Origin of the sequence: Pseudomonas sp. PDM27, assembly GCF_019219205.1 — a bacterium.
GTDB lineage: Bacteria > Pseudomonadota > Gammaproteobacteria > Pseudomonadales > Pseudomonadaceae > Aquipseudomonas > Aquipseudomonas laurylsulfatiphila.
The window spans coordinates 41,531-55,217 of the sequence record NZ_JAHUWF010000003.1 but is presented as its reverse complement, the minus strand read 5'-3'; the positions used below and the strand labels follow the sequence as shown (position 1 = coordinate 55,217).

At 59.5% G+C, this 13,687-nt stretch carries 13 protein-coding genes; 3 read left to right on the top strand and 10 right to left on the bottom strand.

Going from position 1 to position 13,687, the window contains the following annotated elements:
• Nucleotides 1–8: 8 nt before the first annotated feature.
• Together dnaG and rpsU are read right to left on the bottom strand one after the other, a co-directional pair.
• The gene (gene dnaG, locus KW838_RS08100) at nucleotides 9–1,976 is read right to left on the bottom strand and encodes a DNA primase (RefSeq protein WP_007980233.1); all 1,968 of its coding nucleotides are present in this window, start codon (nucleotides 1,974–1,976) and stop codon (nucleotides 9–11) included.
• Nucleotides 1,977–2,456: 480 nt separating this feature from the next.
• Nucleotides 2,457–2,672: a 30S ribosomal protein S21 gene (gene rpsU / locus KW838_RS08095; protein ID WP_002551877.1), complete on the bottom strand. Its 216-nt coding sequence runs from the start codon at nucleotides 2,670–2,672 to the stop codon at nucleotides 2,457–2,459.
• 199 nt (nucleotides 2,673–2,871) lie between these two features.
• Here rpsU and tsaD point away from each other — a divergent pair, with 199 nt between their 5' ends.
• Nucleotides 2,872–3,897 (top strand): tRNA (adenosine(37)-N6)-threonylcarbamoyltransferase complex transferase subunit TsaD, encoded by a 1,026-nt coding sequence (gene tsaD / locus KW838_RS08090; protein ID WP_102700179.1) that lies wholly within the window; start codon nucleotides 2,872–2,874, stop codon nucleotides 3,895–3,897.
• 23 nt (nucleotides 3,898–3,920) lie between these two features.
• Here the strand turns inward: tsaD and plsY are convergent, their stop codons facing one another.
• Nucleotides 3,921–4,490, bottom strand: coding sequence for a glycerol-3-phosphate 1-O-acyltransferase PlsY (plsY, locus tag KW838_RS08085; RefSeq protein ID WP_007993197.1), 570 nt, complete (start codon nucleotides 4,488–4,490; stop codon nucleotides 3,921–3,923).
• 74 nt (nucleotides 4,491–4,564) lie between these two features.
• Here plsY and folB point away from each other — a divergent pair, with 74 nt between their 5' ends.
• Together folB and folK are read left to right on the top strand one after the other, a co-directional pair.
• Complete coding sequence (gene folB, locus KW838_RS08080) at nucleotides 4,565–4,921, top strand: dihydroneopterin aldolase (protein ID WP_007980224.1); 357 nt, start codon at nucleotides 4,565–4,567, stop codon at nucleotides 4,919–4,921.
• Nucleotides 4,912–5,430, top strand: a complete 519-nt coding sequence (folK, locus tag KW838_RS08075) for a 2-amino-4-hydroxy-6-hydroxymethyldihydropteridine diphosphokinase (RefSeq protein ID WP_102700180.1) — start codon at nucleotides 4,912–4,914, stop codon at nucleotides 5,428–5,430. Before folB ends, folK begins: the two co-directional genes overlap by 10 nt.
• An 86-nt stretch (nucleotides 5,431–5,516) precedes the next feature.
• Here folK and KW838_RS08070 read toward each other — a convergent pair whose 3' ends face one another.
• The 7 genes from KW838_RS08070 to apaG all read right to left on the bottom strand — a co-directional run bounded on the left by KW838_RS08070 (nucleotide 5,517) and on the right by apaG (nucleotide 13,683).
• Complete coding sequence (locus tag KW838_RS08070) at nucleotides 5,517–6,740, bottom strand: multifunctional CCA addition/repair protein (RefSeq protein ID WP_218500851.1); 1,224 nt, start codon at nucleotides 6,738–6,740, stop codon at nucleotides 5,517–5,519.
• A 63-nt stretch (nucleotides 6,741–6,803) separates the two neighbouring features.
• Nucleotides 6,804–8,366 (bottom strand): SpoVR family protein, encoded by a 1,563-nt coding sequence (locus tag KW838_RS08065; RefSeq protein ID WP_102700182.1) that lies wholly within the window; start codon nucleotides 8,364–8,366, stop codon nucleotides 6,804–6,806.
• The gene (locus tag KW838_RS08060; RefSeq protein ID WP_007980218.1) at nucleotides 8,363–9,634 is read right to left on the bottom strand and encodes a YeaH/YhbH family protein; all 1,272 of its coding nucleotides are present in this window, start codon (nucleotides 9,632–9,634) and stop codon (nucleotides 8,363–8,365) included. Before KW838_RS08060 ends, KW838_RS08065 begins: the two co-directional genes overlap by 4 nt.
• 204 nt (nucleotides 9,635–9,838) lie before the next feature.
• Nucleotides 9,839–11,761, bottom strand: coding sequence for a PrkA family serine protein kinase (locus tag KW838_RS08055; protein WP_007980217.1), 1,923 nt, complete (start codon nucleotides 11,759–11,761; stop codon nucleotides 9,839–9,841).
• Between the two features lie 297 nt (nucleotides 11,762–12,058).
• Nucleotides 12,059–12,388 carry a thiosulfate sulfurtransferase GlpE gene (gene glpE / locus KW838_RS08050; RefSeq protein WP_104450002.1) on the bottom strand — a complete coding sequence of 110 codons (330 nt, stop codon included), beginning with the start codon at nucleotides 12,386–12,388 and terminating at the stop codon, nucleotides 12,059–12,061.
• Nucleotides 12,389–12,421: 33 nt separating this feature from the next.
• A complete protein-coding gene (locus KW838_RS08045) occupies nucleotides 12,422–13,303 on the bottom strand; it encodes a symmetrical bis(5'-nucleosyl)-tetraphosphatase (RefSeq protein ID WP_015097067.1) in 882 nt (293 codons plus the stop codon).
• On the bottom strand, nucleotides 13,303–13,683 hold the full coding sequence (gene apaG / locus KW838_RS08040) for a Co2+/Mg2+ efflux protein ApaG (RefSeq protein WP_007980214.1): 381 nt from the start codon (nucleotides 13,681–13,683) through the stop codon (nucleotides 13,303–13,305). The genes KW838_RS08045 and apaG overlap by 1 nt, the downstream gene beginning before the upstream one ends.
• Nucleotides 13,684–13,687 lie beyond the last annotated feature (4 nt).

Sequence of the window (13,687 nt, the reverse complement as noted above, 5' to 3'; positions counted from 1 at the left end):
CTATGACCTCACGCGCCAGTTGAGGTCGGGTTTGATGCGGAAACATTGCGACTTAAAAGGTCGCGCAGTTGGTTTTTCTCTTCGGTGCTCAATTCACTTTGACGTGCTTTTCGAAGAAGTTGTTCCAGGTTTCGCTCGCGTTGGCGGGCTGACAAGCTAGTAATGGTGTCGAAAAACTGTTGTTCAAGGTTGTCTCCATCAATCAGCCATTCCTTTTCCGCCAGGGCCTTGAGCAAGCGGCCCTGCTCTGTGCCGTGCCAGCGGGCAATCAGCTGAATTGAGTTTAGCTTGGGATTCTTCTGCACGGCCTCGAGCAGCGCCACCAGCAATTGTGTGTTGGTGTGATCCTCGGCGGCGAAGTGCCCGGCATCCTCGACTTTCTCGGCCAGTTGCGGGTGATGCAGCAGCGTGCGCAAGGCGGCGAGGGTCGGCGGTTCTACGGCGGCGGGCACCCGTGGCGCGCGGGGTTGATCGCGATCACCGCCCCGTTTGCCATTCTTGTCCCACGGTTTCTTGTCCCATTTCTTGCCTCCTGCACCGGGCTTCTTTGGCGTCCATTCCTGCTGCGGCACATACATGTCCTGTGCCTGCGGCTGATGATAGTCGCTGTAATCGGGCATCGCGTCGTAATCGATGCCCGGATCGTAGGCCGGCGGTGCTTCCTGCGGGGCGCTTTGTGCCAACTGGCTCACCGCTTCGCCGCTCAAGCCGGTGATTTCGCTCAGGCGCTGGCGCATCAGGGTGCGCAGGTTGGCGCCCGGGACTTTGTCGATCAGCGGTGCGGCGAGGGTGGCCATGTGGGCCTTGCCCTCGAGCGAGCGCGGGTCGGCTTCTTCCGTCAATTGCTGGAAGAAGTAATCGGCCAGAGGTTGTGCATGCTGGTTGATCCGTGCGCGGAAGGCGTCAGTGCCTTCGGAGCGGACCAGGGTGTCCGGATCCTCGCCCTCGGGCAGGAACAGAAAACGTGCACGACGACCGTCCTGCAGGCTCGAAAGTGTTGCCTCCAGTGCTCGCCATGCCGCATTGCGACCAGCCTGATCGCCGTCGAAGCAGAACAGCACGCTGGGCACGACGCGAAACAGCCGCTTGAGGTGCTCTTCGCTGGTGGCGGTACCCAAGGTCGCGACGGCATTGCGCAGGCCTTGCTGGGCCAGGGCAATGACGTCCATGTAGCCCTCGACGACGATGATCTCGTCGAGGTTGCGGTTGGTCTTGCGCGCTTCGTACAGGCCGTAGAGTTCCTGGCCCTTATGGAATACCGGGGTTTCCGGGGAGTTGAGGTACTTCGGCTTGTCGTCGCCCAATACCCGGCCGCCAAAGGCAATGACACGCCCGCGGCTGTCGCGGATCGGGAACATCACTCGGTCGCGGAAGCGGTCGTAACGTTTGCCGCTTTCGGCGTTTTCGATCAGCAGGCCGGCATCGATCATGGCTTTTTGTTGCAGGGTATCGCTGCTCAAGTGCTTGAACAGGTTGTCCCAGCCGGGCGGTGCAAAGCCCAGGCCGAAGTCCCGGGCGATTTCGCCGGTCAGCCCGCGACCTTTCAGGTAGTCCACGGCGGCCTTGCGCGATGGATGGCTTTTCAAGGCCTGGCGATAAAAGTCGGCGGCGGCGCTGAGCAGCGGATACAGCGGCGAATCGGTCGGCTGCCGCGGCTTGTGCGGGCGGCCGCTTTCTTCGCGGGGGATTTCCATGCCGGCGGCTTTGGCCAGTTCTTCGACCGCCTGGACGAAATCCAGGTTGTCGTGGTCCATGATGAAGCCGAGGGCGTTGCCGCCAGCGCCGCAGCCGAAGCAGTAATAGAACTGCTTGTCGGGGCTGACGCTGAACGAGGGTGTCTTTTCCTTGTGGAACGGGCAGCAGGCGGTGTGGTTCTTGCCGGCTTTTTTCAATTGCAGGCGCGAGCTGACCACATCGACGATGTCGGTGCGGTTCAGAAGGTCGTCAATGAAGCTCTGGGGAATTAGCCCGGCCATGGCGTTCTCGTCATCTGCGCTGAAAGGAGCCCGAAACGTACGGCGACCGAACGCGGGCATTGATTGAGGCGCGCAAAGTATGCGGCTCGACCAGTGTCGTCTGCGAAATCGCTGTCGGGAAGTGTATCTGCCGAAAATCCACTGACGTTAATGCCATTCAGTATTCGACTGTTTGAATGTGTTGCGCTGAATCCGCTGCGGCCAATCACAGGCCTCGGATAGCTCATCATTCGGCACGCAAGCAGGTGCCTTGGGCTGATCGTCGTGAGAGGAATCAGTGGGTGTGCTCGTCAGTAGCCTTGAAAGGCTCGTCAGAAAAGACGTGCACCGCTGGCAAAAGAGCCAGGTCTGACGCGGTGAAGCAGATTTGTCTCGGTCGCGTCTGCGGCTTCGACAGTGAAGCATCAAGCGTTTTACGCAAATGCCATAAGCCCGGCTGAGGGCCGGGCTTGGCAGAAGCTTGCTACGGTCGTCTGTGTATTAGTACAGACGAACGGCGCGGCGCTGTTCGCGCTGAACTTTCTTGGCGTGACGCTTAACAGCAGCAGCTGCTTTGCGCTTACGCTCAGAAGTTGGCTTCTCGTAAAATTCGCGGCTACGAACTTCAGCCAGTACACCGGCTTTTTCGCAGGAGCGCTTGAAACGACGCAGAGCTACGTCGAAGGGTTCGTTCTCTTTTACTTTGACGGCTGGCATCCAGAGCTACCTTCATTCATTACCGGGGTCAACATCCTCGCGGCAAAAGAGCACTTGAAGACGTCGGTTTTTAAGGGTTGCGGATGTTAACCCCTCATCGCTCGGAATGCAAAGCCTCTGATCGAAAACCGCTGGTCGGGGCATCCCGCGACGACTATTATGCGCGCCTTCGAATTCAGCCTAAACAAGGCGCAAACCCATGCTAGTACTGGGATTAGAAACCTCCTGCGACGAAACCGGCGTCGCATTATATGACAGTGAACGCGGGCTGTTGGCCGATGCGCTTTTCAGTCAGATCGACCTGCACCGCGCCTATGGTGGCGTGGTGCCAGAGCTGGCTTCGCGCGATCACGTCAAACGCATGCTGCCCTTGATTCGTCAGGTGTTGGCCGAGGCCGACTGCGTGCCGACCGAGATCGACGCCATCGCCTATACCGCGGGTCCTGGCCTGGTCGGTGCCTTGCTGGTGGGGGCTTCCTGCGCCCAGGCGCTGGCCTTTGCCTGGGGCATTCCGGCCCTCGGCGTACACCACATGGAAGGCCACTTGCTGGCACCGATGCTGGAGTCGCAACCGCCGGAATTCCCGTTCGTCGCTTTGTTGGTCTCCGGTGGTCATACGCAGCTGGTTCAGGTCGACGGAATTGGTCAGTACACGCTCTTGGGCGAGACCCTGGATGATGCGGCCGGCGAAGCTTTCGACAAGACGGCCAAGATGATGGGGCTCAATTATCCGGGGGGACCTGAGATCGCTCGCCTTGCAGAGCAGGGTGTTGCAGGGCGTTTCGTCTTCCCGCGTCCGATGTGCGACCGCCCGGGCCTGGATTTCAGCTTCAGTGGCCTGAAAACCTTTGCGTTGAATACCTGGCAACAATGCGTCAGTGCCGGGGACGACGGCGAGCAAGCCCAATGCGACATCGCACTGGCGTTCCAGCAGGCCGTGGTGGAGACTTTGACCATCAAGTGCAAGCGTGCCCTTAAAGCCGCCGGCATGAAGCGCCTGGTGATCGCCGGGGGCGTCAGTGCCAACAAGGCGTTGCGCACTTCTCTGGAGAAAATGCTCGGCGATATGAAGGGCGATGTGTTTTATGCCCGTCCGCAGTTCTGTACCGATAACGGCGCGATGATCGCCTTTGCCGGCTGCCAGCGCTTGCAGGCTGGTCAGCAGGAAAGCCTGGCGATCAGTGTGCAGGCACGCTGGCCGATGGAGCAGTTGTCGGCGTTGTGATGAGCGGTGCTCATGTCCGGCCGCTAGAAATGCCGTTCGCGCCCGGCAAACAGGTCGCGTAGATTGCCGCGATGGCGCCAGACGATCAGCCCGGTGAGCGTGCTCATGGGCAGCAGGGCCGCTGGTTCTTGCCAGGCCAGCAACGGCAGGGTCAGCGGCGTGGCGATCAGGGCGGCCAGGGAGCTGGTGCGGGTCAGGTAGAACGTCAAGAGCCAGGCGCAGACCGCCAGAAGGGCGGCGGGCGGATACAGCCCCAGCAACATGCCGGCAGCGGTGGCGACACCCTTGCCGCCGCGAAAGCGGAAGTACAGCGGAAACAGGTGGCCGATGACGGCATAGACGCCGATCCAGGCTTGCTCCTGCTGCGAAAGGCCCGCAAGGCGCGCTATCAGTACCGGCAGCAGGCCTTTGCAAAGGTCGCCGAGCAGGGTCAGGATGGCGAGTTTCTTGCCGGCCAGGCGCAACATGTTGGTGGCGCCGGCATTGCCCGAGCCACTCATTCGCGGATCGGGGTTACCGGTCAGGCGGCTGAGCAAAATGGCAAAGGACAGAGAGCCGAGCAGGTAGGCGAGGATCGCCAATAACCAAAACATGCTAACTATTCCGGGCGAGGAAGCCCTGATTCTAACGGCGCATTGCGCCCTTGTCGTGTAGCGGAGAGAAGTGCTTGGACAGAGTGTTTATCGAGGGCCTGGAAGTCGACACGGTGATTGGTGCCTACGACTGGGAGCGAGGCATCCGACAGTGCTTGCGTCTTGACCTGAGCTTCGCCTGGGATAATCGCCCGGCCGCGGCCGGTGATGACCTGACCCTGGCGCTCGACTACGCCAGTGTTTCCTCGCGCATCCAGGCGTTTGCCGAGCAGGCGCAATATCAGCTGGTCGAGACTTTTGCCGAGCGTCTGGTTGAAGTGCTGATGAGCGAATTCAAGATCACCTGGGTGCGTCTGAAGCTGACCAAGCCAGGCGCGGTCCCGGCTGCCACTGGTGGTGTGGGCGTGGAGATCGAGCGCGGATGTCGCTGACTCAGGTGTACCTCGGGCTCGGTAGCAATATCGAGCGTGAAACCCATTTGCGGGCGGGGCTCGATGCATTGGCGGCGTTCCTTGTCGATATCCGCTGTTCGGCGGTGTTCGAAAGCCAGCCGGTGGGCATCAAGAGCGGGCCGTTCTTCAATTTCGTGGTGTCGGCGTATACCGATCTGCCGCTGATGGAGCTTGATCGTCGACTGAAGTTCATCGAGGCGGATAACGGTCGTTACGCACCGGATCGCCGAGGTTTGCCGCTGGATATCGACGTGTTGTTGTTCGGGGAGCTGGTGGGCAACTTCGATGGCTTGATTCTGCCGCGGGCCGAAATTCTGAAAAATGCCTTTGTGTTGTGGCCGTTGTCGCTGATCGCGCCAGACAGAGTGCATCCAGGTGTAGGCAAAAGTTTTGCTACTTTGTGGGGTGAAGCTCAGATCGATCAGGTCTTGGCGCCGGTGGCATTCGAGTGGCGCGGCGAACAGTTGACCCCTTCGAATTTGTTGTAAGGCAAAAGATCGCAGCCTTCGGCAGCTCCTACAGAGGATTGATGTGCACCCTGTAGGAGCTGCCGAAGGCTGCGATCTTTTGCTCTTCAGGCATTGTCTTTGTAGGCCTTCAACGCCTTGAGCCGCTCACGCTTGATCGCCTCACCCAACTCCGGCCCCTTGAACCCCTTCTCCAGCAACGGCTGAACCGCAACGGTTCGCGCCGCAGTCGCCGCCCCACGCAGATAATCCGCCTGTGGATAACTTCTCTGCTCCAGTCCTTCGCGTCCGCGCGCATCCATTTCGCATGCCGCGATGAACTCCTCGAACCGCTGTGGCCGACGGTAAACGTCGAAACTTTGCAACAATTCCAGCAATGTCGATGGTTTCAACTCCAGGGCGCGATGCCCGTGGGTGTGGTACTCGCCCACCAGCATTGCCAGTTCCTGGCAGTCTCTCGGCGCCTTGAAGCGTTCGTTGACCGCTTTGATCAGCTTCAGGCCCTTGAACTCGTGGGCAATGTGCCGCGGCCATTCCTCCTCTGGCGTCAGGCCCTTGCCCAGATCGTGCAGCAGGCAGGCCCAGCGCACGCTCAGCGGCTGTTTGTGCAGTGCTGCTTGCTGCAACACGCTCAGGGTGTGTGCGCCAGTATCGATTTCCGGGTGATGGGCCGGGGGCTGCGGGACGCCGAACAGTGCGTCGACCTCCGGCATCAGCACCTTGAGTGCGCCACATGCACGCAACACCTCGATAAACATCTGTGGCTGATCTTCCATCAGGGCGCGGGAGATTTCCTTCCAGCTGCGCTCGGGAGTCAGCGCCTCAAGCTCGCCTGACTCGCTGAGTTGACGCATCAGTTCAAGGGTTTCCGGGGCGACGGTAAAACCCAGCGCGGCATATCGCGCGGCAAAGCGGGCTACACGCAGGACTCTGAGCGGATCCTCGGCAAACGCCGGGGAAACATGGCGCAGCAGGCGCGCTTCGAGATCGCGCTGGCCGTGGTAGGGGTCGGTCAGGTTCTGCTGATCGTCTTCGGCCATGGCGTTGATGGTCAGGTCGCGACGGATCAGATCTTCTTCAAGGGTGACTTCAGGACTGGCGTGAAAAGTGAACCCGCCGTAACCGCGCCCGCTTTTGCGCTCGGTGCGGGCGAGGGCGTATTCCTCACCGCTTTTTGGATGAAGGAACACCGGGAAATCCGCGCCCACCGGACGAAAGCCCTTGGCAAGCATTTCTTCGGTGGTGGCGCCGACCACGACCCAGTCGATATCGGTGACCGGTATACCCAGCAGGCGATCACGTACCGCACCGCCGACTTTATAAATACGCATAAAAAACCTCCGTTAGCTCGACAGGATAACCCTTGCATCGAGCTTTCGGAGGCGCAAAGCGGATCAAAGATGGATGACAGCCAGGTCCAGTCGACCGTAATCACCTTCGCCGTGCTCGTTTCGGGGCGGCACATGGTGGGTTTTCATCACGGTGTCCCCTTGCAGGGTTTCCAGGTGAATGTCGAAACCCCAAAGGCGGTGCAGGTGTTTGAGCACTTCTTCGGTCGAGTCGCCCAGCGGTTTGCGGTCGTGTTGCTGGTGACGCAGGGTCAGGGAGCGGTCGCCACGCCGGTCGATGCTATAGATCTGCACGTTAGGTTCGCGATTGCCCAGGTTGTACTGCGCGGCCAGGGTTTCCCGGATGATGCGGTAGCCACCTTCGTCGTGAATGGCGGGCACCAGCAGGTCGTCCTTCTGATCGTCATCGAGAATGCTGAACAGCTTGAGGTCGCGGATCACCTTGGGTGAGAGGTACTGCAGGATGAAGCTCTCATCCTTGAAGCTGCTCATGGCGAACTTGATGGCTGCCAGCCAGTCGGTACCGGCAATGTCGGGGAACCAGCGGCGATCTTCTTCCGTGGGCTCTTCGCACATGCGACGGATGTCACGGTACATGGCAAACCCCAGGGCGTAAGGGTTGATGCCGCTGTAGTAGGGGCTGTCGAAGCCAGGCTGGAACACCACGCTGGTGTGGGACGTCAGGAACTCCATCATGAAGCCGTCGGTGACCAGGCCCTCGTCGTACAGATCGTTCATCAGGGTGTAGTGCCAGAAGGTGGCCCAACCTTCGTTCATCACCTGGGTCTGGCGCTGTGGATAAAAATACTGGGCGATCTTGCGCACGATGCGCACGATTTCCCGCTGCCATGGTTCCAGCAGCGGCGCATGTTTTTCGATGAAATACAGGATGTTTTCCTGAGGTTCGGCGGGGAAGCGCGCGTTGTCCTTGTCGCTGTACTTGTCCGCGCCCTTGGGAATGGTGCGCCACAGATCGTTGATCTGTTTCTGCAAATGTTCCTCCCGGTCCTTTTGCCGGCGGCGCTCTTCTTCCGCAGAAATCGGATAGGGGCGTTTGTAGCGGTCGACGCCATAGTTCATCAGTGCATGGCAGGAGTCGAGCAGGTCCTCGACCGCGTCGATGCCGTGGCGCTCCTCGCATTGCATGATGTACTGCTTGGCAAACACCAGGTAATCGATGATCGAGCTGGCGTCGGTCCAGGTGCGGAACAGGTAATTGCCTTTGAAAAAGCTGTTGTGCCCGTAGCAGGCATGGGCCACCACCAACGCCTGCATGCAGATGGTGTTTTCTTCCATCAGGTAGGCGATGCACGGGTCGGAGTTGATCACGATCTCGTACGCCAGACCCATCTGGCCGCGGGTGTAGGATTTTTCAGTGCTGAGGAAGTGCTTGCCGTAGGACCAGTGGTGATAACCCAGAGGCATGCCGACGGAGGCGTAGGCATCCATCATCTGCTCGGCGGTGATCACTTCGATCTGGTTCGGGTACGTATCGAGGGCGTAACCCGCCGCAATGCGACTGATTTCGCGGTCGTACGCCTGGATCAGCTCGAACGTCCATTCGGAGCCGGTGGAAATGGGTTGGCGCTTCTGCTCTTTGGCGGTCATGTCACTAACCTGCGCTGGAAGAGTTCACGGAAGACCGGATAGATATCCCCGGCCGAGACCAGTTGTTGCTGGGCAAACGTGTCGGAAAAGGCTTCGGCGATGCGCTCGTATTCGAACCAAAGGGCCTGGTGTTCGCGCGGGGTGATCTCAACGTAAGTGTAGTACTGCACGAATGGCATGATCTGGTTGATCAGGATGTCGCGGCAGATCGGAGAGTCGTCGTTCCAGTTGTCGCCATCGGAGGCCTGGGCGGCGTAGATGTTCCACTCGTTGCTCGGATAGCGTTCGGCCATGATCTCCTGCATCAGTTTCAGGGCGCTGGAGACGATGGTGCCGCCGGTTTCCCGGGAGTAGAAAAACTCTTCTTCATCCACTTCGCGGGCACTGGTGTGATGGCGGATGAACACAACGTCGATCTTGTCGTAGTTCCGCTTGAGAAACAGGTACAGCAGGATAAAGAAGCGCTTGGCGATGTCCTTGGTCGCCTGGGTCATCGAGCCGGACACGTCCATCAGGCAGAACATCACGGCCTTGGAACTGGGGTTGGGCTGCTTGATGAGCAAGTTGTACTTGAGGTCGAACGTGTCGAGAAACGGCACACGGTGAATGCGCGCGCTGAGTTTTTCGATTTCAGCTTCGATTTCCTGAATATCGCCGAAGTTGTCTGGTTCTTCCTGCTTGAGTCGCAGAAGTTCTTCCTTGGCTTCGCGCAGTTTTGCCCGGCTGCTGCCGGACAGGGCGATGCGCCGGGCGTGGGCTGAACGCAGGGTGCGGATGATGTTGATCCGCGACGGGTTGCCCTCGTTGCTGATCCCGGCCCGCACGGTCTTGAAGGTGTCGGTGCCGGTCAGGTTGCGCTTGACCAGGTTGGGCAGTTCGAGATCCTCGAACATGAACTCGAGGAACTCTTCCTGGGTGATCTGGAAGACGAATTCGTCCATCCCTTCACCGGAATTGCCAGCCTTGCCGGGGCCTCGACCGCCACCGCCTCCTGGTGGGCGGGCGATGTGTTCGCCACTGGTGAACTCCTTGTTGCCCGGGTGCACGACCGTCTGCTTGCCACCACGACCGTGGTGAAGCACCGGCTCGTCGATGTCGCGGCCGGGAATGCTGATTTGTTCGCCGTGTTCCATATCGGTAATGGAGCGCCGGCTGACCGCCTCTTCGACAGCCTTTTTAATGTGATCACGGTAGCGCCGCAGAAACCGCTGGCGGTTCACCGTGCTCTTGTTCTTGCCATTGAGACGTCGGTCGATCACATAGCTCATGACTGCTCCTTAGAAGCTGTCCTGAAAGGGGCGAGCGGTGATACAGCATCGAACCGAGAGCCGAGGGATATTGCACGCTCCCCCAAGCGCCTTGGATGCTGCCTGAACTCGCTACCGACTTTCGAACACCTTCCAGAGGCCTGTGTAACAGAAAAAGCGCACACAGGTCTCTGGCTGACGACAACCGGTCTGACCGGCAGCGGGTTATTGTGATTTTCTGACCCGCAGGTACCACTCGGACAGCAGCCGTACCTGTTTGTCGGTGTAGCCCCGCTCGACCATCCGTGTGACGAAGTCGTTGTGTTTTTGCTGGTCCTCCTTGCTGGCCTTGGCGTTGAAGCTGATGACCGGTAGCAGGTCCTCGGTGTTGGAGAACATTTTCTTCTCGATGACCACCCGCAGTTTTTCGTAGCTGAGCCAGGTCGGGTTCTTGCCGTTGTTGTTGGCCCGGGCGCGCAGGACGAAGTTGACGATTTCGTTGCGGAAATCCTTCGGATTGCTGATGCCGGCCGGTTTTTCGATTTTCTCCAGTTCTTCGTTCAGGGCTACGCGGTTGAGGATTTCGCCAGTTTCCGGGTCGCGGTATTCCTGGTCCTGGATCCAGAAGTCGGCGTACAACACGTAGCGATCGAAGATGTTCTGGCCGTACTCGCTGTAGGACTCGAGGTAGGCAGTCTGGATCTCCTTGCCGATGAACTCGATGTAGCGCGGTGCCAGGTACTCCTTGAGGAAGCGCAGATAGCGTTCGCGGGTCTCGGCCTGGAACTGTTCCTGTTCGATCTGTTGTTCCAGCACATAGAGCAGATGTACCGGGTTGGCGGCAATTTCGTGCGGATCGAAGTTGAACACCTTCGACAGGATCTTGAACGCGAAGCGGGTCGAGAGACCGTTCATGCCTTCGTCGACACCGGCGTTGTCGCGGTATTCCTGGATCGACTTGGCTTTCGGATCGGTGTCCTTGAGGTTCTCGCCGTCGTACACGCGCATCTTCGAATAGATGTTGGAGTTTTCCGGTTCTTTGAGACGCGAGAGCACGGTGAACTGGGCCAGCATCTTCAGGGTGTCCGGCGCGCAATGCGCCTTGGCCAGCGAACTGTTGAACAGCAGCTTGTCGTAGATCTTCACTTCGTCGCTGACCCGCAGGCAGTACGGCACTTTGACGATGTAGATCCGGTCGATGAAGGCTTCGTTGTTCTTGTTGTTGCGGAAGGTGTGCCACTCCGATTCGTTGGAGTGCGCCAGCAGGATTCCGGTGAACGGAATCGCGCCAAGGCCTTCGGTACTGTTGTAGTTGCCTTCCTGGGTGGCGGTCAGCAACGGGTGCAGCACCTTGATCGGTGCCTTGAACATTTCGACGAATTCCATCAGACCCTGGTTGGCCCGGCACAGGGCGCCCGAGTAGCTGTAGGCGTCGGCGTCGTTCTGCGGGAACTCCTCCAGTTTGCGGATATCGACCTTGCCCACCAGTGCCGAAATGTCCTGGTTGTTTTCATCACCAGGCTCGGTCTTGGCCACGGCAATCTGGTTGAGGATCGACGGGTAGAGTTTCACCACGCGGAACTGACTGATGTCGCCACCGAATTCGGCCAGGCGCTTGGTCGCCCATGGCGACATGATGGTGTTGAGGTAGCGCCGTGGAATGCCGAAGTCTTCCTCAAGGATCGCTCCATCTTCAGTGGAGTTGAACAGACCCAGGGGTGACTCGAAAACCGGCGAGCCCTTGATCGCGTAGAAGGGCACTTTTTCCATCAGCTGCTTGAGCTTCTCGGCCAGGGATGATTTACCGCCACCGACAGGGCCGAGCAGGTACAGGATCTGTTTCTTCTCTTCCAGGCCCTGAGCGGCGTGGCGGAAATACGACACGATCTGGTCGATGCATTCTTCCATCCCGTGGAAGTCTTCAAAGGCCGGATAGCGGCGGATCACCTTGTTGGAGAAGATGCGCGAAAGCCTCGAGTTGGTCGAGGTGTCGAGCAGTTCCGGTTCACCGATGGCCAGCAGTAGACGCTCGGCGGCGGAAACGTAGGCGCTGCGGTCTTTTTTGCACAGCTCAAGATACTCTTGCAGTGAGAGTTCTTCCTGGCGTGTGGACTCGAAGCGTTGTTGGAAGTGGCTAAAGATACTCATGACGTCACCTCGCTCGATACGTGGAGCCGACGCCGGATCACTCAGTCGATGCTGGCAGCAACCGAACAGGCGATTGCTGTTTACCCCCCAGAACTCTCCCGGAGCTGACGACTCCGAAAGCTACTCCCGATGACCCGTGCGCCGGTGTACCGGCTCTCCCCTGTTTTGGATGGCCTGGGCTTAAGGATAGTTGGGAATTCGGGAGGTAAAGGCGAGATACGTAATTAGTTGTGGCAGACCGTTCGTCTGCCACCGCGCTAGCCCGCGGGAGCCGGGGCCTGCAACGTTACAAAAAAATTATTCGGCAGTGCCTTGCGCCGTTTCTGCAGGATAGGTCGTACGCCACAACTCGAATCCGCCATCCATGCTGTAGACGTCGGAGAAGCCCTGGCTGATCAGGTAGGCGGCCGCACCCTGGCTGGAATTGCCGTGATAGCAGACCACCACGGTCGGCGCGTCGAGGTCGGCACCCTGGATGAAAGCGTGCAGGGAATGATTGTCCAGATGCTTCGAGCCTGCGATATGCAGGGCGGCAAAAGTGGCCGGGTCGCGGACGTCGACCACCACTGCGCCTTGTTCGCGCAGGGCCTGGGCCTGTTCCGGGGGGATACGTTTGAATTCGCTCATGGCGGGCTCCTGTGGCTCGGCTGAATGGGCAGTCTAGCGCGGTGCGCTGGCTGGCGATGTTTGGGGAATGGATGAGGCGACTGGCGGCACGGCATGGCCGTGTTCGTCGCATTTGCAGGACAGGCGCTCAAAGCTGTCGACGTTCATCAGGGTCAGGGCACCGCCCCAGACGCAGCCAGTGTCGAGGGCCGAGATGCCAGGCTCATTGATATTGCCTTCCAGTGCTGCCCAGTGGCCGAAGATGATCTTCAGACCCTTGGTCTTGCGTTCCTTGTGCTGGAACCAGGGTTTGTAGCCGGGGGGGGCGGTACCGAGGCCTTCCTTGCTCTTGAGGTCGAGTTTGCCTTCGGCGGTGCAAAAACGCATGCGGGTGAAATAGTTGGTGATCACCCGCAGGCGCGTCACGCCTTTGAGGTCGTTGTCCCATTTCGCCGGATCGTTGCCGTACATGCCATCGAGGTAGGGCGGCAGCAGGTTGTCGTCACGCAAGGCGGTCTCGACTTCGGCAGCACACTTCAAGGCTTTGCGCAGCGACCACTGGGGTGGAATGCCGGCATGGACCAGTGCCACGTTGCGCTGTTCGTCGTAGTGCATGAGCTTTTGCTGGCGCAGCCATTCGAGCAGTTCGGCGCTATCCGGCGCTTCGATGATCTCGTGCAGGGTATCGGCCTTCTTCAGGCGTTCGATGTTGCGCCCGGCCGCCAGCAGGTGCAGGTCGTGGTTGCCGAGCACGCACACCAGCGATTCGCGGATGCTATAGAGGAAGCGCAGGGTTTCCAGCGACTGCGGGCCGCGGTTGACCAGGTCGCCCACCAGCCACAGGCGATCGCGTTGAGGGTCGAACGCCACTTGTTTGAGCAGGCATTGCAGGGCCTGAAGGCAGCCTTGCAGGTCGCCGACAGCGTAGGTTGCCATCAGTGCAGGGCTCCGGGCACCGCCAGGCGGAAGGGTGCGATGATGGCATCGAAATGTTTGCCGTCGTCGGAAAGCATCTGATAGGTGCCTTGCATGGTGCCGACCTTGGTGGTCATGACCGTGCCGCTGCTGTAGGTGTGGCTCTTGCCCGGGTCGATCAGCGGCTGCTGGCCTACCACGCCTGCGCCGCGGACTTCTTCCACATGCCCGTCACCATCGGTGATGACCCAGTGCCGTGAAAGCAGTTTGGCGGGCATTTCGCCATTGTTTTGCACGGTAATGGTGTAGGCGAAGGCAAAGCGGTCGTGCTCGGGTTGCGATTGTTCTGCCAGATAGCGGGTGACGACGCTGACGTCGACCTGATAACGAGGATCGGACATGCAA